This window comes from Lentilactobacillus kefiri (assembly GCF_009739535.1).
Lineage (GTDB): Bacteria > Bacillota > Bacilli > Lactobacillales > Lactobacillaceae > Lentilactobacillus > Lentilactobacillus kefiri.
This window is the reverse complement of record NZ_CP029971.1, coordinates 1,515,261-1,535,973: the sequence shown is the minus strand read 5'-3', so window position 1 is coordinate 1,535,973 and position 20,713 is coordinate 1,515,261. Positions and strand designations below refer to the sequence as shown.

Annotated in this window: 18 protein-coding genes, 1 pseudogene and 1 riboswitch; of the genes and pseudogenes, 9 read left to right on the top strand and 10 right to left on the bottom strand. The window is 44.3% G+C overall.

The features are described 5' to 3' along the window. Window positions 1-11 precede the first annotated feature (11 nt). The 5 genes from dapB to lysA are packed head-to-tail and all read right to left on the bottom strand — an operon-like array spanning window position 12 to window position 5,008. Window positions 12-785, bottom strand: a complete 774-nt coding sequence (gene dapB / locus DNL43_RS07210) for a 4-hydroxy-tetrahydrodipicolinate reductase (RefSeq protein ID WP_056980901.1) — start codon at window positions 783-785, stop codon at window positions 12-14. Between the two features lie 45 nt (window positions 786-830). Further along, on the bottom strand, window positions 831-1,745 hold the full coding sequence (gene dapA, locus DNL43_RS07205) for a 4-hydroxy-tetrahydrodipicolinate synthase (RefSeq protein WP_056980902.1): 915 nt from the start codon (window positions 1,743-1,745) through the stop codon (window positions 831-833). Window positions 1,746-1,773: 28 nt separating this feature from the next. After that, window positions 1,774-2,925 (bottom strand): N-acetyldiaminopimelate deacetylase, encoded by a 1,152-nt coding sequence (locus DNL43_RS07200; protein ID WP_056980903.1) that lies wholly within the window; start codon window positions 2,923-2,925, stop codon window positions 1,774-1,776. A 4-nt stretch (window positions 2,926-2,929) separates the two neighbouring features. Beyond that, window positions 2,930-3,640 (bottom strand): 2,3,4,5-tetrahydropyridine-2,6-dicarboxylate N-acetyltransferase, encoded by a 711-nt coding sequence (gene dapD, locus DNL43_RS07195; protein ID WP_054768815.1) that lies wholly within the window; start codon window positions 3,638-3,640, stop codon window positions 2,930-2,932. A gap of 60 nt (window positions 3,641-3,700) precedes the next feature. Further along, on the bottom strand, window positions 3,701-5,008 hold the full coding sequence (gene lysA / locus DNL43_RS07190) for a diaminopimelate decarboxylase (RefSeq protein ID WP_054768816.1): 1,308 nt from the start codon (window positions 5,006-5,008) through the stop codon (window positions 3,701-3,703). 110 nt (window positions 5,009-5,118) lie between these two features. Next, window positions 5,119-5,300: riboswitch (Lysine riboswitch) on the bottom strand. 188 nt (window positions 5,301-5,488) lie between these two features. On the opposite strand from lysA, the gene DNL43_RS07185 reads away from it, so the two are divergent. Then, window positions 5,489-6,883 (top strand): aspartate kinase, encoded by a 1,395-nt coding sequence (locus DNL43_RS07185; protein ID WP_056980904.1) that lies wholly within the window; start codon window positions 5,489-5,491, stop codon window positions 6,881-6,883. A gap of 12 nt (window positions 6,884-6,895) precedes the next feature. Further along, entirely contained in the window at window positions 6,896-7,888 is a 993-nt protein-coding gene (gene dapF / locus DNL43_RS07180; protein WP_056980905.1) for a diaminopimelate epimerase, read from the top strand. Between the two features lie 37 nt (window positions 7,889-7,925). Here dapF and DNL43_RS07175 read toward each other — a convergent pair whose 3' ends face one another. Then, entirely contained in the window at window positions 7,926-8,144 is a 219-nt protein-coding gene (locus DNL43_RS07175) for a hypothetical protein (RefSeq protein ID WP_054768817.1), read from the bottom strand. 1 nt (window position 8,145) lies between these two features. After that, the gene (locus DNL43_RS07170) at window positions 8,146-8,739 is read right to left on the bottom strand and encodes a hypothetical protein (protein ID WP_056980906.1); all 594 of its coding nucleotides are present in this window, start codon (window positions 8,737-8,739) and stop codon (window positions 8,146-8,148) included. A 143-nt stretch (window positions 8,740-8,882) separates the two neighbouring features. Between DNL43_RS07170 and DNL43_RS07165 the strand changes: the two genes are divergently transcribed. Together DNL43_RS07165 and DNL43_RS07160 are read left to right on the top strand one after the other, a co-directional pair. Beyond that, on the top strand, window positions 8,883-11,243 hold the full coding sequence (locus DNL43_RS07165) for an ATP-dependent DNA helicase (RefSeq protein ID WP_056980907.1): 2,361 nt from the start codon (window positions 8,883-8,885) through the stop codon (window positions 11,241-11,243). A gap of 81 nt (window positions 11,244-11,324) precedes the next feature. Further along, window positions 11,325-12,176, top strand: coding sequence for a fumarylacetoacetate hydrolase family protein (locus tag DNL43_RS07160; protein WP_054768818.1), 852 nt, complete (start codon window positions 11,325-11,327; stop codon window positions 12,174-12,176). Window positions 12,177-12,290: 114 nt separating this feature from the next. Here DNL43_RS07160 and DNL43_RS07155 read toward each other — a convergent pair whose 3' ends face one another. Continuing rightward, complete coding sequence (locus tag DNL43_RS07155) at window positions 12,291-13,343, bottom strand: lactonase family protein (protein WP_054768819.1); 1,053 nt, start codon at window positions 13,341-13,343, stop codon at window positions 12,291-12,293. 96 nt (window positions 13,344-13,439) lie between these two features. On the opposite strand from DNL43_RS07155, the gene DNL43_RS07150 reads away from it, so the two are divergent. From DNL43_RS07150 to DNL43_RS07130, 5 genes and pseudogenes are all read left to right on the top strand, one after another. Beyond that, window positions 13,440-13,931 (top strand): GNAT family protein, encoded by a 492-nt coding sequence (locus DNL43_RS07150; protein ID WP_056980908.1) that lies wholly within the window; start codon window positions 13,440-13,442, stop codon window positions 13,929-13,931. Window positions 13,932-14,067: 136 nt separating this feature from the next. After that, the gene (locus tag DNL43_RS07145) at window positions 14,068-14,535 is read left to right on the top strand and encodes a Fur family transcriptional regulator (RefSeq protein WP_054768820.1); all 468 of its coding nucleotides are present in this window, start codon (window positions 14,068-14,070) and stop codon (window positions 14,533-14,535) included. Window positions 14,536-14,805: 270 nt separating this feature from the next. Next, a complete protein-coding gene (locus DNL43_RS07140) occupies window positions 14,806-15,804 on the top strand; it encodes a peptidoglycan recognition protein family protein (protein ID WP_056980909.1) in 999 nt (332 codons plus the stop codon). Between the two features lie 254 nt (window positions 15,805-16,058). Beyond that, window positions 16,059-16,875 (top strand): annotated as a pseudogene (proB, locus tag DNL43_RS07135) (glutamate 5-kinase). Then, entirely contained in the window at window positions 16,868-18,112 is a 1,245-nt protein-coding gene (locus DNL43_RS07130; RefSeq protein WP_056980910.1) for a glutamate-5-semialdehyde dehydrogenase, read from the top strand. The pseudogene proB and the gene DNL43_RS07130 overlap by 8 nt, the downstream one beginning before the upstream one ends. A 93-nt stretch (window positions 18,113-18,205) precedes the next feature. Here DNL43_RS07130 and DNL43_RS07125 read toward each other — a convergent pair whose 3' ends face one another. Both DNL43_RS07125 and DNL43_RS07120 read right to left on the bottom strand, forming a co-directional pair. After that, window positions 18,206-19,732, bottom strand: a complete 1,527-nt coding sequence (locus DNL43_RS07125; RefSeq protein ID WP_056980911.1) for an ABC transporter permease/substrate-binding protein — start codon at window positions 19,730-19,732, stop codon at window positions 18,206-18,208. Then, window positions 19,725-20,669, bottom strand: coding sequence for an ABC transporter ATP-binding protein (locus DNL43_RS07120; RefSeq protein WP_056980912.1), 945 nt, complete (start codon window positions 20,667-20,669; stop codon window positions 19,725-19,727). Before DNL43_RS07120 ends, DNL43_RS07125 begins: the two co-directional genes overlap by 8 nt. Window positions 20,670-20,713: the final 44 nt, after the last annotated feature.

Here is a 20,713-nt window from a genome sequence, read left to right as displayed (position 1 = left end):
CCTGATTTTCACTACATAATATTTTCTAAACCGACAATCAACTTGTCTGCTTTGGCGGCTGCAGGGACTGCGAGTTGAACGCCGCTCATAAATGAGCCGCGGTCAAAGGAATCCTGCCGGATGGTCAAAGCTTCACCCTTGCTGCCGAATAAGACCTGTTCATGGGCAACATAACCGGGAAGCCGGACTGAATGAATCTTGATACCGTCATAGTCTCCGCCACGAACACCTTTCAGTGTTTCTTCGGTGGCCGGGGCAGCTTTCTTTCCACGAACTTCATCGATCATTTTGGCAGTTGCCAAGGCAGTTCCTGAAGGTGCATCAAGCTTGTCGTCGTGGTGCATTTCAATGATTTCGACACCGGGCATATACTTGGCAGCCTCTTTGGCAAATTTCATCAGCAAAACAGCTGAAATCCCAAAGTTGGGTGCCAGGATACCGCCGACGTGAGTCTTATCTGCCAGCTTGGTCAGCTGGTCGACTTGGTCATCCGTTATACCCGAAGTCCCAATCACCGGATGAATCCCGTGTTGGATGGCAAACTTCGCATTTTCAAATGCAGCACCGGGAACCGTAAAATCAATCCAAACGTCCGCGTCGGTTTTGATTTCATCCAAACTGGCAAACAATTTGACGTGATCGTCCATTCCCATTCCCTGGAGATGAACGGTATCAATGCCAGGATTATAAGCCCCAACCAGTTCAAAGTCATCGTTCTTGTTGACCATTTGAACGGTCTTTTGACCCATAGATCCCATAAAGCCGGCAACTAAAACCTTAATCATCGAAAAAACTCCTTTACTTATTTAATGTTTTCCAACCAACAATCGTTAGCTGCGTGCCATTTCAGTTCCATCAACTGGAATATCTTCAAGACGGCTGACACCTAATTTCGAAGCGAGGGTCGCCTTCTCTTCATCATTCAATGAAAGAATTGGCAAACGGCAATCACCGGTACCAAAGCCTTGAACGTTCAAAATTGCCTTAACACATGATGGTGATGGGTACATGAACAGTGCTTGGACTTTAGGGGTTAAGAAACGCATCAAGTTCCCTGCAGTTTCAACATCCCCTGATTCAAGGGCGTCGTACATTCGACGCATCTCACGGCCGTAAATGTGGCTGGTAACTGAAATAACCCCATTGGCACCAACTGCTTTGGCTGATAAAGCCTGAGCATCTTCACCGGTATAGACGTTGAAGTCATCGGGTGTGTTTTGAACCAGATACTCCAAGTCTTCCAATGAAGTACATTGCTTAACGCCGGCAATATTGGCATTGTGTGACAATTCAATAACCGTATCATTGGCCATTGTGACGCCGGTTCGACCAGGGATATTGTAAATGATCAGTGGAACTGGTGATTGTTCAGCAACTGCTGTGAAGTGGGCAACCATCCCTCGTTGATTTGGTTTGTTATAGTATGGCACAACCACCAATGCGTAATCAATGCCGGGAATACTGCCAACTTCGGCGGTTAATTGAACCGTTTCGGCAGTGTTGTTACTACCGGTTCCGGCAATGATTGTTCCGCGGCCGTTCACGATTTGGGCAAAGCGGGTATACAATTCAATCTTTTCGTCATGACTCAATGTGGGTGTTTCACCAGTCGTTCCACCGATCACAAAGCCACGGCTGCCAGTATCAATCAAATGATTGGTTAACTTTTCCAAGCCATCAAAGTTGATGCTGCCATCTTCACCAAATGGTGTCACAATCGCCGTCATAATATCTGCACTAATCATACAAATCCCTACTTTCTTTTTTATTAGTTTAATGATTCATTCGATATTCAAGAAATCTGATAATGGAATTAACACCCTTGGGAATTGAAGACTCCTTGGGGTTTAAGGTTGCCGAGTGAAGTTGAGATGTATCGTCAACTCCCAGCCAGAACATGGTTCCGGGAATCTTTGACAACAAGTAGCCAAAGTCCTCTCCGGTCATTGCCGGCTCAGTCTCCACAAACTCGGTTTCCGGATCCTGCTTCGCAAATTCAATAAACCGTTTGGTCAGCTCATCATTGTTTTCAACTGGTAAATAACCACCTTGGTTAAAATGAATATTCACTTCAGCCCCATAGCTGGTTGCGACCCCGTTGGCGACCATTTTCAGACGGTCAACAATGTGTTCGATCATCTTTTGGGTCAACCCCCGAATGGTCCCTTCGATACGGGCTTTACCGGCAATAACGTTTCGAATGGTTCCGGCGTCCAACTTGCCAAAGGTAATCACACCGCCTTCGATCGGGTCAACGCTCCTGGAAACGATCGTTTGAACCTGGCCGATGAACTCGGCTGCCGCAACAACCATATCGTTGGCTTTTTGTGGGTAGGCTGCATGACCGCTTTTACCGATTAAGTCAACGTTCACTTCCGTTGTCCCGGCAAACAGGGTTCCCATCCGACAGCCAATTGCACCGGCAGGCAGGTTGGGATTGTCATGAAGTCCGTAAAATTCATCTGGACGCCATTTACCTTCAAAGACACCCATCTCATAAGCAACCTTGCCGCCATTTTCACTTTCTTCGGCGGGTTGAAAGAAGAAAATCATATTATCTTTTGGTTGGTGCTCAGTGAACCAGTTCAAAACACCCAGGGCAACTGTCATATGAATATCGTGCCCGCAGGCGTGCATGACACCGGCATTCTTGGATGCAAATGGCAAACCGGTTTGTTCGGTAACGGGTAACGCATCAATATCGGTTCGGTACCCAACCGTCCGTTTTGGATCTGATCCATGGACGGATACCAATAATGCAGTGGGTAAATCAGGAATTTCTCTAATTTCAATGTACTGTTGATTAAAGGATTGAATCGTCTTTAACAGAAAGGCATGAGTGGCAGTTTCATGCATTGCCAGCTCTGGATATTCATGTAAATGCCTACGAATTTGAATTAGTTCTTCCTTATTAAGTTGACTCATTGAATCACAACTTTCTTAAATCGTCTTCAAGGCCAGTTTCTGAAGTTGTCTTCTCATCGACGTCCTTTACTTTTCGAGCGGGAACGCCGGCAACCACTGTTCGTGGGGCAACGTCTTTGGTGACGATTGATCCGGCAGCAACAACGGCTCCTTCACCAACGTGGACCCCTTCAATGACAACTGCATTGGCGCCAACCAAGACATTGTCATCGATTTGAACCGGTTTGGCGGATGCGGGTTCGACAACTCCTGCCAAGACGGCACCGGCACCAATGTGTGAATGCTTGCCGACAATTGCTCGGCCACCCATCACGACTCCCATATCAATCATTGTGTCATCGCCGATTTCAGCGCCAATGTTGATAATGGCACCCATCATAATAACGGCATTGTTTCCTATAGTAACGTGGTCTCTAATGATGGCACCCGGTTCGATCCGGGCATTGATATTTTTGATATCTAATAATGGAACCGCTGAGTTTCTGGAATCAGCTTCGATTTCATAGTCATCAATTTCGGATTGATGCTTTTTGAGGAAATGCTTAACGTCCTCCCAATCACCAAACAATGTCGCTGTGTGTTTTTCAGCAAATGCCTTGATCGACTTGGGGAACTTAAGATCTTTAACTGATCCTTTGATGTAAACCTTCACTGGGGTTTTCTTCTTCGCATTTCCAATAAAATCAATGATTTCACGTGCACTTAGTTGTTCCATTATGATTCTCCTATCTAATGTCTATTTTGAATAAATTATTTATTTAACAGAAACAATCTTCTAATCCAACCGCTCATCTAATGAAACTAAATCCTCAAAGGTTTCTCGTTTGATAGCAAGCTGTGACTTGCCGTTTTCAACAAAGACAACTGCGGGGCGGGGATTACGGTTATAATTGGACGCCATTGCGTATCCGTAAGCTCCGGTGTCCAACATTGCCAACACATCGCCAGGCTTGGTTTCAGGTAAATCCTGCTTTTGAATGAGGATATCACCCGACTCACAATACTTACCGGCGATTCGAACCGTTTCTTTGGTTGGAGCGGTTGGATTCTTGGCAAGCACTGCTTCATATTTTGCCTGGTACAAGGCTGGCCGAATGTTATCACCCATTCCACCGTCAACCGTGACGTATGAACGAATGCCGGGAACATCTTTGCGGCTGCCAATTGTGTATAAGTTATATCCGGCAGGACCGGCAATTGACCGACCCGGTTCAATCCAAACAGCTGGCATTGGTAAATCGGCTTCTTCAGTCCGCTTTTTAATCGCCTTTACAATCGCGTCAACAAACATCTCTGGCGCAATTGGATCATCATCGTCGGTATATTTGATTCCGAAGCCCCCACCGACGTTAACAACCTTGGCAACGTAGCCGATTTCTTTATTCCATTGCGTCAATGTATCGATGAGCTTAACGGCCGCCATTTCAAATCCTTTAACTTCAAAAATTTGAGAACCAATGTGGCAGTGAATGCCCAACATGTTCATCCGGCCATCTTCAAGAACCAGTCCAAGAGCTTTACGGGCCTGGCCGCTTTGAATGTCAAAGCCGAACTTGCTGTCAACTTGACCAGTTTGATCATATTCATGAGTATGGGCTGAAATCCCGGGGGTTACCCGCAGCATCACATTGATGTGGGATTGGCGGTCGTCCAATACTTCTTTCAGCAAATCAATTTCATGGAAGTTATCCAAGATGATGACGCCGATTTGGTGATCCACGGCCATTTCCAATTCTTCACGGGATTTGTCATTTCCGTGGAAGCTAACCCGCTCCATTGGGAACCCGGCTTTGATAGCTGTGTAAAGTTCCCCGCCGGAAACAACATCAATGTGGCCTTTTTCCTGGTTAATCAGCTGAAACATTGCGATACATGCAAATGCTTTGCTGGCATAACTAACTGCAAAGTCGACACCATTATCTTGGAACACCTTTTGGAAGTGGTGGATCTGGTCGCGGATTGCTTTGACGTCGTAAACCACCAAAGGCGTTTTATATTGTTTGACCAAATCCAGCGAATCTACTCCGCCAATCTGTAAGTGTCCTGCTTCGTTCGTTGATAACTGGTCGATTTGATTAGTCATGTTCTTTCCTCCAAATGTTTAATGTTATCTTTACTGGAAATAAAAAAATCTCTTCGTTTAGCGCTTAGCTAAACAAAGAGATTCAGAATCTAAAATCATATTCCGTATCATTTGTCGTTAGCGCCCCGCAGCCGACATGTCCGCCGCGACAGTCCAAAGCCTCTTAAGCTAAGTCCCAGCGCGCCAAGTGCTACCTCACATGGTGCTTCGGCAACCGCCCCTTTCGTTAGCTTCAAAGTCCAGGTAGGAACTCCACTAATTACTGATGTTGGTTGCAACCTCTAATGATTTAATTGTGATAATTTTATAATGTTTCTCATAAAGTGTCAATGCTTTTAAGCCGACTTTTGCAAATTTATGCAGGCAGGCGTTCAAAAAAGACTTGCTCTTGCAAATTAATTCAAAACTGCTAAAATTCGTTTTAACAATCTCTAACCGAATTGTTAATTAATGGGAATATCCAGGGAGTGATTAAAAGTTATGAAAGTCGTTAAGTTTGGAGGCAGTTCGTTAGCCGATGCCGCCCACGTTCAAAAAGTGATCAACATCATCAAAAGTGATCCGGAACGGAAAGTCGTCGTTACCTCAGCACCCGGAAAAAGATTTTCGGATGACATTAAAGTCACTGATTTATTAATCAAATACGCAAATGCCATTATTGGCAAAGCTGATCCAACTCAAATTGTGGCGGACATTTTCGCCCGCTATCAGGAAATTGGGAATGGCTTCGGCGTTTCAACAACTGTATTGGACGACATTAAATCAAAACTAACCGGTCTGCCCGACAAACCATATCCGAACAACGACTACCTGATGGCGGCTTTTAAAGCCCATGGCGAACGCTTAAATGCCGAGCTCATTGCCGCCTGCTTAACCCAGGCGGGGACCAAAGCCCGCTTTGTTGATCCAAGTGAAGCTGGCATCTTGTTGAGCGATGATCCCAACAGCGCCACTGTCTTGGAAGAGACTTACGACAATCTCGCCAACTTAAAGTATGGCGATGAGAGATTAATCTTCCCCGGCTTCTTTGGATTTACCAAAGATGGCCAGATTGCCACATTTGCCCGCGGCGGTTCAGATATCACCGGATCAATTCTGGCACGTGGCCTTCACGCCTCACTATACGAAAACTTCACGGATGTTGATGCAATTTATGCAGCAAATCCTAAAATTGTTCCCGATGCCCATCCCATTCACAAATTAACTTTTAGAGAAATGCGTGAACTTTCATACGCCGGCTTCTCGGTCTTCAACGATGAAGCCATCATTCCCGCAATTCAGGGACAAGTTCCCATTAACGTTAAAAATACCAATAACCCCGACCTTCCCGGAACCCTGATCGTTCCCGAAAAAGATTTTACTTCCAAACGTCCGGTTACCGGAATCGCCGGTTCCAACCGATTTTCAGCCCTCTATCTTCACAGATACCTGCTGAACAAGGAAGTTGGATTTACCCTCAAAATTTTACAAATCCTGTATAAATACGGTGTTTCATACGAACATATGCCTTCAGGAATTGATGACCTGACAATCATATTTGACCGTAGTCAGTTGGACAGTGATACAATTAAAAAAATGTGTCATGATATTCAAACCGAACTCCACCCCGACACCCTTGACTGGATCGATGATTATGCAATCATTATGGTCGTTGGTGAAGGTATGCGGGCGCGGGTCGGGACCATTGAGAATATCATTCGACCACTCGCTGAGCACAATATCCCCGTTCACATGATCAACCAAGGTGCTTCACGAATTTCAATCATGTTAGGGACTCGGCAATCTGATGCCGACGCAGCGGTAAAATACATTTATGAACATTTTTTTAAAGAAGACCCTTCCGCCAACCAAATTGAATACCAGACGGAAGTTTAGAGGAGGTACATCATGGTGCAATTATTAAAGGTCCATGGATCACAAAATAAGTTCTTTATTCTGGATCAAACTGAATTAAAGACCAAGTTAAGCCAACCGGAATTGGTCGCATTGGCCAAACACATTACTGCGCCTGGAAACGGACTTCTTGACGGTGCCGATGGTTTGTTGGTGATTGATAGTTCTGATCATCAAGATGCATTGGGCAGCATGCAGGTCATCAACACGGACGGCAGCATTGCTTCAATGTGTGGCAATGGTCTGAGAACAGTTTCCCGCTATCTTTCCGACAAGTTTGGGAAGGACGCATTCAAAGTTGAAACAATGGATAGTGACTTGGATGTTCACCGAGAAGCCGATCTTGCCGACGATGTTCCAACCTTCAGTGTTGAAATTTCCCCGGTTAGCTTTGCCAAGGAAAACCTGCCATTTGATAATTTAGGTACTGATACGCTGATCAACAAGGAAGTGCCACAATTTGCACCAGGATTGAAGTTTACCGCAATTGCGGTTCCCAATCCCCACTTAATCAGCTTTGTTGACGAAGAAACCATGCATTCAAAAACGCTTGGTCAACTTGGGAAGATGCTGAATGATCCCAATGATTACTTCCCAGACGGCGTCAACGTCAGTTTTGCTCAGATTCTTGATCATAATAAGCTGTTTGTCCGGACTTACGAACGTGGTGTTGGCTTCACCAATGCTTGTGGAACCGGAATGTCGGCTACCAGCCTGGCATTCTGCCTCAACCATCCGGACGTTGCCGACTTTGACGAAGTCATTTCAGTGTACAACCCCGGTGGCATGGTTAAGACACGGGTTCACAGTCGCGACGATACTTTCTCAATTGACTTGATCGGAAACGCAACCTTTACCCACAAGATTGAAATTCCAGATGATGATCTTCACGCCAACAATTTGGATCACGCCAAGATTACTGAAACCGGCGAACAGGTTGCCTACTTGAAGTTCGTTGAAGGATTAAAGAGTCAGACAGTTAAATAATTAAAAACAAAAAAATGATCCAGCAGAATTTGCTGAATCATTTTTTATTTTGCTCATTTAGCCATGTTTCATGAATCAACTGATTGGCCATCACTTTGCAGATCATATCAATTAATTGATCCTGCATGAAGGTCTTGGCGTCAAAATCAGCTGGCTGGCCGTTGATACCAACAACCTGCATCCCTTTGACCCTGATATCAATATTGTACTTGGCAAACGTGTCAACGATCGCCTGCAGCTTCTCTTCATTCAGCATTTCACTGGCCTCCCAAACGCAATTTCAGGCGCCATTCGTCTTGGCGTACCTGACTTTCTTTTAATCGCAGGTCCATGTATGGTGCCACGGTCAGCAGAAAGGTTTTGACATCTTCGTAATGCGCCTTGCTGGAAAAATAATGATTGGCCTTACGCTGTGAGAGCTTATCAATTTTTGCTTGGAGTCGTTTTAAATAATCTTCCACCAGTTGAAGTGTGTTTTCACGGATACTGGCAACGTAGGCAATCTTTTCGTCTTCGGGATCTTCAATTTCCAATTCATCCACCGACTTAAATGCCTTCAGTTCGTCGGCATCCAAATTCATCAATTGAAGTTCATCCTGGTTCACGGCTTCAGAAAATAACTTGATGTCGGTTTTATCCAGATAGGCCGGTAAGCTTTCGCCATTCATTTTCACCATCAGAATTGCGTTTCTGGCAATCCCCTGGCCAAATTTGATATGGATTACAAAATTCTTTTTGCCGATATAGTTCACGTTATCCAGAATTAATTGAGGATTGTGGGTCACGACTTCGCCCACCGCAAAATAGGTCGCGTGTTTTGTCCGATAAATCTTGCCAAATTTTGGCTGCATGATTGCCCTTCCCTTCGTGAAACCTCATAACCATCATTTTACTGTACATCCAGAATTTTTCAAAGTCGGTATTTTCCAAACATATGTTCAATAATTTTGTATAATAGAGTCTGAATATATCGAAATCAAAGGAGGGGTTAAGGATGGCCGTACATCAAGTCGGCATTAGAGAATTAGTGGAGTTTCTGCTGCGCACCGGTGACCTTAGCCCCGTCATCAGCAGTGAAAACACCGCTCAGGAAGGCAGCCGGATTCACCGAAAGATTCAACACAGCCGCCCGGCTTCATACCAATCCGAAGTCGCTTTAAAGACTTCGATTCAGTACATGGACGATGAATATGTCATCAGCGGCCGAGCTGACGGAATCGACGAACGTGACGGCAAGCCGCTGATTGAAGAAATTAAAACATCCGACCTGGAATTCAACTCCCTGCCCGACTCAACGCTTCAGCTCTATTGGGGTCAGGTCAAAGTCTATTCGTACATCGTCATGCACCAGGCAGACATCAAGTCGGTTGATCTGCAGCTGACTTATGTCCAGACTCCTGACGAAAAAATAACGACTAAGACGCAAACCTTCACTAAAACTGAATCCGAATTGTTTTTCACCGCTCTGGTAACCGAGTTTGAACAGTGGATCAAGCTGCGCCATGACTTGGACGAACGGCGAATTCGTTCAGCAAAAGCCCTAAAATTCCCGTTCCCGGATTATCGTCCCGGCCAACACAAGCTTGCCACCAACGTTTACAAGACGATCCTGTTGGAAAAGCATCTCTTTGTGGAAGCGCCGACTGGAACCGGGAAAACCATTTCAACGCTCTTTCCAGCGATCAAATCAATGGGTGAACAGTTGATTAGCCGGATTTTTTATTTTACAGCCAAGCAAAGCACCCGCCACGTTGCCGAGAACACGATCTCAATCATGGCCAAACAGGGGCTGACCCTCAAAAGTATTACGCTAACCGCCAAGGATAAGATTGCCTTCCCGGCTGAAAAAGATGTCCCACCTGAGAAGAATCCCTACATGGTCGGCTATTATGACCGGGTTCGAACTGCGATTAAAGACATTATTCAAAATGAAGATCAGATTACCAAGAAAACCATTCAAACATACGCTGAAAAACACAAGGTTGACCCCTTTGAATTCTCACTGGACGTCAGCTTGTTTTGCGATGTCATCATTTGTGATTACAACTATTTATTCGACCCACAGGTTCATTTACAGCGCTTCTTCTCATTTCCCGATCCCACCAACTGTTTCTTGGTTGATGAAGTCCACAATCTGGTCCAGCGTTCACGGGAAATGTATTCGGCAACCCTGGAATCATCTCCTATCAACCCATTGTTGGAACAGCTGGTTAAACACAAAGCTGCCAATCAGAAGGTCATTAAACGCCTCGAATCGTTAAAACGGTCATTTAAACGCTACAGTAAGCCGGCCGCAGAGACAGTTGATAAACAGATTGCCCAGCTGGCACCATTGGACAACTTTAACAACACTCTTGAGAACCTGATTGAAACCATTCACCAATGGCTGGCCACCCAAACGCCCAGTGACACAGTGGATGCGGTCGTCGATTATTATCTGCAGTGCCGGCGCTATTATCTGATCAGTACGTTTTACGACGAAACTTACCGGACCCGGATCATTATTGGCGATCACACAATTATTTTCCGGCAGTTCTGCATGGATCCCAGTAAACAGCTCAAGGCCAGCTTAAATTTGGGTGGGGCAGCAATCCTCTTTTCAGCTACCCTGAGCCCAATATCGTATTACCAACAGGTTTTGGGCAACGAAGAAGACAGCCTCTGCATGGTATCTCATTCATCATTTCCGCAGGAAAACTGTCAGGTTGTCATTGCCAATAACATCAATACCCTGTACGCCAACCGCGAAAACAGTCTCAAGCCGATTTGTGAGACCATCTTTACCATGATCAGCCAAAAGGCCGGCCACTACATGATGTTCTTTCCATCAATGGCTTATTTAAACGCCACGCTAAGCAAGTTTGTGGAACTTCATCCAGACATTGACGTGATTAATCAAAAGCCGGAAATGGATAACGATGCCCGAACCGCGTTTCTTGACGAATTTCGCAATGACGATAAACAGACAAAGGTTGGTTTCGCACTGCTCGGAGGCATTTTCTCTGAAGGAATTGATTTAAAAAACGAACAATTAATTGGTGTTGGAATTATCAGCGTCGGCCTTCCGGGCATGAATAAGGAATCCGATCTCATCCGAGAATATTTTGATTCATTAAATGGCCAGGGCTTCTCGTTTGCCTACCAACTCCCCGGTTTCAACAACGTCAGTCAGGCAGCTGGACGAGTCATTCGAACCGATACCGACAAAGGCATCATCGTTTTAATGGATCAGCGATTTAATCAAACCCGATACCGCCAGATTTTTCCTCAAAATTGGGCAAATATTAAAGTGACCAATAACGCCGATCAACTTAAAAATACCCTGCAGAATTTTTGGCAAAATGGGAATCGGTAGGCGTTCTCATTACAATTTTTACGATTGGGTGTATACTAATATCGCTGTTCGTTAATTGAATTAAAGCCAGGAGGGGTAATAATGAAATTAGCAATGTATAATAATCAGCCAACATTTGTCGCACCCCAAAATGATCAATTCTGGGGTGTTCCAATTACTGGTTACAACTCAATCGACGATATTTTAAACGATTGGCAGAATTTTGTATCCAATGTGTTGATTAATGTGAACGATGATAAAATCATCGACAATGATGAAGCTTCCCAGCTTGATCCCCAGAAGTTCCAACAACCCGTGCAACATCCACGTCAAATACCCGCTGTTGGTTTTAACTATCTTGACCACATGAAGGAAATGGACACGGCCAAGCCCAAGCGGCCAAACATTTTCAATAAGTTTGTCAGCTCGTTGGCCGGTCCTCACAACTCAATTCATCTCAGCGGTGATACCGTTGACTGGGAATCTGAATTGGTGATTGTCATTGGCCGCGGTGGCCGAAACATCAGCCGTGAAGACGCCGAAGATGCCATTGCCGGTTACCTGGTCGGTCAGGATATCTCCGATCGAACCGTCCAATCAATCGATGGTCCCGGCACCCAATTTGATCTGGGAAAATCATTCAAAAATTACTCGCCAATTGGTCCGTACATAACCACAATTGCTGACGTTGAGGACATTGTTTCCAAAACGGTTGTCACCAAAGTCAACGGTGAAATCATGCAGCAGGCAACCATTGATAAAATGATTTTTGATATTCAAACCCTGATTTCTTATATTTCAGGAGTCATCGATCTCTATCCCGGAGATTTGATCTTCACTGGAACCCCAAGTGGAACCGGTGTTGGCCGTGATCCACAGATTTTCTTGAAGTCCGGTGACGTATTCACCAGTGAAATTGATGGACTTGGAAAGATTGAAACTAAAGTAAATTAAACAACCGAACAATATCAAGGTATAAAAATGCTGGAGCCAAATCATTGTGATTTAGCTCCAGCTTTGTTAATTTTGATCATGTGTTTAATTAAAGTGCATGATGCTGCCAACTACCTACTTTTTACGCAGGATGCTGACACCTTCAGGAACCATGAAGTCCTTTTGAACCATGGTTAATTTGCCAGATTCACTGTCACGAGTGTACAATGTGGCATTGTCTGAATTTTGATTCAGTGCGATAACAAATGATTCATCATCGCTCAAATTAAAGTCCCGTGGGAAGTCACCTTCAGTTGAAATTCGTTGAACAAGTGACAAATTGCCCTTTTCATCTGAACTGAACACGGCAATTGAGTTGTTACCACGGTTTGAGACATAAACGAAGCGACCGTCTTTTGATACTCGAATGGCAGCAGCCCCATTGTGTTCAGTCCAATCATCAGGAATGGTTGAATGAACGTTGCGAACTGACAAGACACCTTTATCAGAATCGTAATCCAAAACAGCGACATTACTGCTTAATTCACCTACAAGGTAAGCGACTTTCTTCTTTGCATCAAAGTAGATGTGGCGTGGGCCGTAACCGTCCTGCATTTGAAGTTCACTAACGGGTTCTAATTTACCGCTGTCTTCCAAATCATAGATGAAGACCTTGTCGACACCCAAATCGACAGCTACAATTCGGCCTTCGGGTGTTAAATTGATATAATGCGGATGTGGGCCATCAAGCTGTTCTTTACGGAAGCCCAATGTTCCCTTGTCCATAATTCGGTCGGCTTTGGTAATTGAACCATCTTCACCGATCTTGTATGAATTAATTGTGCCGGCATGGTAATTAGCAGTGAAGACCAGGTGCTTGTCTTCATCAACCGAAATATACGCCGGGGAAGTTTCCTGATCATGAATTGAGGCGATCGGCTTCAATGGGAAATCATTGCTTGTGCCATCCCATTCAACAAATCCGCCGGTTACGTTGCCCTGGTCATCTTTAACCTTGGTAATAGCATAGATCCGCTTCTTATTTGATTCAGCTACATATGTTGGGTCAATTGCACTGCCAACAAATTCCAAGTTTTGCAATTTTTTAGTTTCAGTATCTAATTCTAATTGATAAACACCTTTACTGATTCTTCTAGTATAGGTTCCAAGCAAGTATTTTTCTTTCAAGATTGTTCCTCCCTAATAACTTTATACGTTCATTATGCCACACATAAAACCTAAAGGAACACCTTTGAAAGCTTTTTCACGAAAGGAAGTTAATTTATGACATCATTCGAAAAATTTCATCCTGTATTAACCGCTCATTTAACATTGGATTGGCTGACCCAGGCACCTGTCAAGTCCATTGATGACTTGTTTTCCAAAGAATCAATCAAAACTGCCAAAGCAGAAAAAATGCCCAGTGAGATTCTTGACACCGTTAAGAACATTAATCACATAATGCGCCTAGTCATGAATGGCAAGGAGCTGACTTGGGGAATGACCGACTCAAGTTCTCAAGAATTCATCGGCATTATCAGTCTCCGTGGGTTTGAACCAAAATCCGATACCGGCTCAATTGAACTGATTATTGATAAAAAGCATGATGACGACTTGGCCGAAGCCGTTGAAAGAGCCCTTCAATTTGCCCACGATCATTTTGACTTTAGACAGATTACCCTCACGTTTAATAAAGTGTCTGCCCACACCAGGTCGTCACTGGAGCAGATCGGCCTTGAAGAACCGACAGAAAACACATTTGTCGCAAACGTCTAAGCCCCAATGGATTTCCGTCCTTCAAAATCATTGCATTATTGTGATTAGTATATTAGAATTGTTCTAAAGTATAATATGATTTATAATCATTACAGATAGTAATTTATAGAACCGCTCCTCATGGAGGTGCATAATCATGACAAACGCAACCCTTAAACACTCACTTGGTCAACTTAAAAAACAAGGCATCCGAATCACACCTCAACGCGAGGTTATCCTGAATTATCTGATTACTCATCATAATCACCCGGATGTTGAAACCATTCGAAATGGTATTGAAGATAAATTACCCAATTTGAGTGTTGCAACAATCTATAATACTTTAAGAATGCTGGTCGATAATGGCATTGTCATTGAATTACCAAACAATGACGGTGGTATCCGTTACGACTATTTTGGTGTGCCGCACTATCACGCAATTTGCGAAAATTGTGGCAAGATCATCGATATTTTTGACGATGATTACCCCGACTTAGTCAAGCACGTTCAACAGACCACGCGAGAAAAAACCGATTTTCTGGTAACCGGAACCCAGATGGAAGTTACCGGGATTTGTCCCGACTGTCAGCGTAAGCTGCATTTGGCAAAGCTTTCAAATAGATGATTATTACAGCGTTAAACCGTTGATATATCAGTCTTTTACCCACTAATTTAAGACTTTTGTCAAGAACTCTTAATATGATTGACAATTAGTCCCTCAAAGCCCACGGGCAAGCGTTAATTCGCTTCCCATGGGCTTTTTGTCTGGTTGAATTGTATCATGCAAATCGTTTATATTAATGACCGTAGCTAATGACCACTTATGTAAAAATATAATAAACATTAAAAATGAATCTCTAAAAATAATATTTAAATTCTGAAGGGAATAATTGATTTGAAAAAAAGAGCGATTATAACTGCCCTTTGTTCGCTGTCATTGGCAGCAATCGGTATGTTTGGATTAAGCAACGCCGCGGGGGCCAGCAGCGTTAACGACTATATTGCAAGCAAAAACATTTCTCACGCCAATATCACCTCATCAATCTGGGGTGGCTTTCCTAAGAACGCCTACCGTAAAGGTACTGGTAAGCCTGAGGGAGTTGTCGTTCATGAAACGGCCAACCCCAACTCAACGATCTATAACGAAATTGCGTACATGAAGAAGAATTACAATAACGCTTTTGTGCACACTTTCGTTGATGCCAGCCGAATCATCAATATTGCCAATACAAACTATCTTGCCTGGGGTGCCGGTTATCCGGCCAACGCAAGGTTTGTTCAGTTTGAGCAGGTTGAGGTTCACAGCAAGTCAGCATTTGCTCACGAAGTTGCCAACGCTGCTTATTACACGGCATACACGTTGAATAAATATGGTTTGAAGCCTAATGATGCAGCCTATGATGGCAAGGGAACTGTTTGGTCACACGGGGGTGTTTCCAAATATCTGGGTGGTACCAATCATACCGATCCAGCCGGCTATTATGCATCCGCAGGTAGAAAATACTTTGGTTCCAAGTACACGTTCGCTCAATTCTATCAGTTGGTGAAAACCGCTTATAACAATTTGTCAGCGGACGGCGCGGCTCACGGTTCATTAACCGCTTCATCAGCAAAAAAGGCATACGACAAGGTATCATATGCCAAAGCAGATTCACAGGCGTCATTAGGAGACGACTACAAGTCATACAGGTTGTACAATCATGTTAAAAACTCCCGTTCAGGAGTGAAGAAGTATTCGTGGGAATCAGTTGCTGCTGAAAAAGGTAAGAAAGTCTACATCGACAATATTGGAACCAAGTCCAATGGTCATGACTGGTACCGAATTACCTTCTCAACAGACAATGGTGCCAAGAAGTACTGGGTCTACGAAAAAGCACTTGATCTAATCCATTGACATCATTTATGAATTAATATATGATTGTGTCAATTTAGAAGACCAAGTAGTGTGACCTCAGAGAAAATGTCGCTTGCTGAAAGACGTTTAAGTGCACGAATCCTATCTTCAATACGATTGCCTTAATCAGGCACGGATCTTTCCGTTATAAAACAAAAGTGTGAAGCCTAGCTTTGAATGAGAATGGTACCGCCCGTCGTGGGTGTCTCAATTTCAAAGCGGGCTTTTTTTATACAAAATATGGGGTGAACATGATGGACAAACGAATTATTGAAGCAAATCGAATTGTGGTGAAGGTTGGAACCAGCAGCTTAATCCACCCAAGTGGTGAGGTTAATCTGAAAACATTTGATGAGCTGGCGTACACTCTGAGTGCGTTGAACAATCAAGGCAAAGAATTGATTTTGGTATCATCCGGTGCCATCGGGGGTGGGCTTAAATAAAATGCACCTCAAAAAACGGCCGACCGAAATTGGCGCCCAACAAGCCCTTGCCGCAATCGGACAATCGGAACTCATGACGTTGTTTACCCAACGATTTGATCATTATCTGACCGACATCGCCCAGGTCCTATTGACTCATGATATTTTTGACTTCCCCAAGAGCAACAAATTTGTTCTAAATACTTTTGACTGTTTACTGCGGGACAATGTCATCCCTATCGTTAACGAAAACGATACGGTGGCAACCGATGAGTTGGATCATAAAACAACCTTTGGCGATAACGACCAGCTGTCGGCAATTGTCGCAAGCCATGTGAATGCCGATTTGCTCATTGTTCTGTCAGACGTCGACGGCTTTTATGATCAAAATCCCAACAAGTCGGCCGATGCCAAGCTGATCAGTACCGTTCATCAAATTGATGAAGGTGAATTCGGGGTTGCCGGTGGTTCCGGCAGCCGATTTGGAACCGGTGGCATGCAGACCAAGCTGTTGGCAGCCAAGCGAATGATTGATGAGAACCGGATGATGGTTCTGGCAAACGGAGCTGATCCACGGATTATCTTCAAAATTTTAGCGGGCGAAGATGTGGGAACGATCTTTCAAAAGGAGAGTGTCACTCATGAATGACAAATTAATTGAAATTGGCAAGAATGCCAAGGCTGCCTCATACAAATTAAATCTATTAGATACAGTGACTAAAAATAAAATTTTAAATGCATTTGCAGACGCATTAACTGAAAATGTCGGGACAATCTTGTCGGCTAATCAAGAAGATTTGGAAAATGCCACGGATATGCCCGCCAAGTTTACCGATCGACTCAAATTGACTGAACAACGAATCAAGGATATGGCAGCCGGCTTACGGAAAGTTGCCGCCCTGCCCGATCCAATCGGTAATATCGATAAGGGCTGGCAAAACGACGCCGGCTTGAATATCGAAAAGAAGCGGGTACCTTTGGGAGTTATTGCCATGATCTTTGAAGCACGGCCCAACGTCACCGTTGACGCTTCTGCCCTCACCTTTAAGAGTGGCAACGCAGTGATCCTCCGGGGCGGTAAAGAAGCCCTTAACAGTAATCTTGCTTTGGCTGAAGTGCTGCGGAATGTCTTAAAGAACAATGGTTTAGACGAAAATGCGGTTCAGATTCTCCACGATATCAGCCATGAAACAGCCAATGATTTGATGCACCTTAATCAATATGTTGATGTCCTCATCCCTCGTGGTGGCGCCGGCTTAATCAATGCCGTTGTCAAAAACGCGACCGTTCCGGTGATCGAAACTGGTGCCGGCAACTGTCATATTTATGTCGACAATGATGCTGAACTGCAAATGACCATCAACATTGTGGTAAATGCCAAGGTTCAACGACCATCAGTCTGCAACGCAGCTGAAAAATTGCTGATTCATAAAGACGTTGCCAATCAAATGCTGCCGGCAATTGCCAAAGCCCTGCAAGATCATGGAGTTGAACTGCGTGGTGATGCCGCCAGCCAAAAGATTGTACCATCAATCATTCCGGCGACTGAAAAAGACTGGTCGACCGAATACAACGACTTGATCATGGCTGTTAAAGTTGTCGATGATGAGCAGCAGGCAATTGATCATATTAACAAATATTCAACCGGTCATTCTGAAGTTATCATTTCAGACAATTATCAAAACGGGCAGGAATTCTTAAATAAGATTGATTCAGCCTGTGTTTACGTCAATGCTTCCACCCGATTTACCGACGGCTTTGAATTTGGCTTTGGTGCCGAAATTGGGATCAGTACTCAAAAGCTGCACGCCAGAGGTCCAATGGGATTGAATGAATTGACCACTACTAAATACGTCATTAGAGGAAACGGGCAAACAAGAGCTTAAATGACGGAAATGAGCAGTTTTCCGAACACTTTAAAACATCAAAACAGGCGACTGGGACAAAAGTAAAAACTTTGTCTCAGTCGCCTGTTTTCATTATTTAGATAATAATCCATGTTGTGTTAAATATTGTTTGGCCACTTTGGCTGCACTGTGGTGTTTGACGGTGACCTGATAGTTCATTTCCTGCATATCCGAAGTGGTAATCTTACCAGACAACCGTTTCAATGAACGAACCACGTTTGGATGATCCTTCGCAAACTGATTGGTCATCATCGGCGCACCCTGATATGGCGGGAAGAACCGCTTGGAATCTTTTAAGACCACCAAGTGATACTGCCGAATTTGTGGATCGGTTGTGTAGGCATCGGTTACGTCTACCCGACCATCAGCCAGAGCAACGTATCGCAACGAGGGCTCCATTGTCCGGGCAGATTTCAGCTTAAAATGATAAGCTTTCTGCAAGCCCGGATAACCGTCCGACTGTTGGTAAAAGTCGGGATCAAACGCGCCATTGAGCCGATTACCAACTCTTTGAAGGTCGGCAATTGTTTTTAAATGATATTTAGCCGCCGTCGATTTTCGAACGGTAATGGCATACCCGTTTTGGTAGGCCATTGGCTTAAGATAACGCATATTGAATTGCTTATTAAGATCGTTTTTAGCATCTTGATAAGCCAATTGAGGATCTGAATTGACTTTCTGTGAGGACTTCACCAGTGATTGAAGAACGGTCCCAGTGAACTCGGGATAGACATCAATCTGACCACTTTTCAATGCCTTGAATAAGAAGCTGGTTCCGCCAAAATTTGGCTTAAGTTGAACTTTAATCTTTGGGTTGTCCTGTTCAACCAAATCTTTATACATATTAATCAGGATTTCGGGTTCCCCACCCATTTTCCCGGCAATTGTGATTGTTTGGGCAGGCTTGGTCAATGCTGACCAGCCCCATGCACCACCACCTAATACTAGGACGACCAGAACACCGATGCCGAGTTTCTTAAATGACAGTTTGGAAAGTCCTTTAATCAACCAACTGGCCAATAATGCCAGCACTGCTGAAAGGACCGCACCGACAACCAACGCATCATTGTTGTTGGTTTGGATTCCCAACAAAATGTACGTTCCAAGACCGCCACCGCCAATTAATGCGGCCAACGTTGCCGTTCCAATTACCAATACCGTGGCAATCCGAATCCCCGATAAAATCATCGGCATGGCTAATGGCAGTTCAATTCGAAACAGCTTGAATCGGTATGTAACTCCCAATGCGTCAGCTGCTTCCAGTAAAACCGGATCAATGTGCGTCAACCCAGCATAAGTATTTTGAAAAATCGGCATAATCGCATATAAGACTAAGGCAATAATCGCTGGTACCGTGCCAATTCCAACGAATGGAATTAAAATCCCCAGAACCGCCAAGCTGGGAATCGTTTGAATAATCCCGGCAAGCTGTGAGATAACTTCACCTATCTTGGGGCGGTTAACCAAAGCAATCGCAAGTGGAATTGCAATCATAATCGTGATAATAATCGCAATTAACGATATTTCCACATGCTGCCAAAGGGCTTGAAGAATCGCCCCGGCATTCTTACTGGCATATGCTTCTACGGAATCAATCATTGGACGACTCCTTTCCCAAATCAGCGACGTAGGAAATGAGGTCACTTTGATCCAACACTTCACCATCGACGCTAATCAGTTGAGTCGGATTCTTCTCCAAAAGGCCCGCCCACTCATAGACGGTTTGACTGTTCTGTAATCGAATGACGTTGTCCTGTTTTGTCAAAGGCCGTCCAAGACCTGACGTGATGACTTGTTTTAATAACCGGGTATTTGAATTGTCCACATCAAAAAAGCGTTTCACAAATTCATCAGCCGGATTGGCCATTAAGTAATCCGGCTCGCCTTCTTGAAGAATGACACCGTTATGAATCACCGCCAGCCGATCCGCCAAAAGAAACGCCTCGTGCATGTCGTGAGTAACGAAAACAATGGTCGTGTCAATTTGCTTGTGAAGATTTAAAACGATCTTTTGCAGCTGCCGCCGAGACACTGGATCCAACGCGCTGAAGGGCTCATCCATCAAAACCAGTTTGGGTCTGGCAGCCAACGCTCTGACAATTCCAACTCGTTGAGCCTCACCGCCGGATAGCTCACTGGGCATCCGATGGAGAAACTGAGCCGGATCCAAATTGACTTTGGTCATTAGTTCCACAATTCGCTCATGCTTCTTTTGTGCTTCCCACCCCAAGTTATCAAGTTGAATCGATGCATTTTGTTCAACTGTCATATTGGGGAACAGCGCCCCAGTCTGCAGAACATAGCCAATGTGCCGCCGTAATTCCTGTAGGTGGCTTTTTGACACATCCTGCCCATCAATGGTGACCGTTCCGCTGGTTGGGACAACTAATCGGTTAATTGTCTTTAGAAGAGTTGTCTTGCCGCTTCCAGAAGGGCCGACCAGCACAAAAAACTCACCATCGTCAATAGTGAGATTTAAGTCCTTTAATGCAGCTGTACCGTCAAATTGTTTAGTGACGTGAGAAAACTGAATCATTTGCAATTACCTCGTTAAATAGCTGGTGAGTTTAATATAATCAT

Bases quoted from the DNA above. Each gene is read 5' to 3' on its own strand.
- dapB (WP_056980901.1), bottom strand. From the start codon at position 785: ATGATTAAGGTTTTAGTTGCCGGCTTTATGGGATCTATGGGTCAAAAG.
- dapA (WP_056980902.1), bottom strand. From the start codon at position 1,745: ATGATTAGTGCAGATATTATGACGGCGATTGTGACACCATTTGGTGAA.
- DNL43_RS07200 (WP_056980903.1), bottom strand. From the start codon at position 2,925: ATGAGTCAACTTAATAAGGAAGAACTAATTCAAATTCGTAGGCATTTA.
- dapD (WP_054768815.1), bottom strand. From the start codon at position 3,640: ATGGAACAACTAAGTGCACGTGAAATCATTGATTTTATTGGAAATGCG.
- lysA (WP_054768816.1), bottom strand. From the start codon at position 5,008: ATGACTAATCAAATCGACCAGTTATCAACGAACGAAGCAGGACACTTA.
- DNL43_RS07185 (WP_056980904.1), top strand. From the start codon at position 5,489: ATGAAAGTCGTTAAGTTTGGAGGCAGTTCGTTAGCCGATGCCGCCCAC.
- dapF (WP_056980905.1), top strand. From the start codon at position 6,896: ATGGTGCAATTATTAAAGGTCCATGGATCACAAAATAAGTTCTTTATT.
- DNL43_RS07175 (WP_054768817.1), bottom strand. From the start codon at position 8,144: ATGCTGAATGAAGAGAAGCTGCAGGCGATCGTTGACACGTTTGCCAAG.
- DNL43_RS07170 (WP_056980906.1), bottom strand. From the start codon at position 8,739: ATGCAGCCAAAATTTGGCAAGATTTATCGGACAAAACACGCGACCTAT.
- DNL43_RS07165 (WP_056980907.1), top strand. From the start codon at position 8,883: ATGGCCGTACATCAAGTCGGCATTAGAGAATTAGTGGAGTTTCTGCTG.
- DNL43_RS07160 (WP_054768818.1), top strand. From the start codon at position 11,325: ATGAAATTAGCAATGTATAATAATCAGCCAACATTTGTCGCACCCCAA.
- DNL43_RS07150 (WP_056980908.1), top strand. From the start codon at position 13,440: ATGACATCATTCGAAAAATTTCATCCTGTATTAACCGCTCATTTAACA.
- DNL43_RS07145 (WP_054768820.1), top strand. From the start codon at position 14,068: ATGACAAACGCAACCCTTAAACACTCACTTGGTCAACTTAAAAAACAA.
- DNL43_RS07130 (WP_056980910.1), top strand. From the start codon at position 16,868: ATGAATGACAAATTAATTGAAATTGGCAAGAATGCCAAGGCTGCCTCA.
- DNL43_RS07125 (WP_056980911.1), bottom strand. From the start codon at position 19,732: ATGATTGATTCCGTAGAAGCATATGCCAGTAAGAATGCCGGGGCGATT.
- DNL43_RS07120 (WP_056980912.1), bottom strand. From the start codon at position 20,669: ATGATTCAGTTTTCTCACGTCACTAAACAATTTGACGGTACAGCTGCA.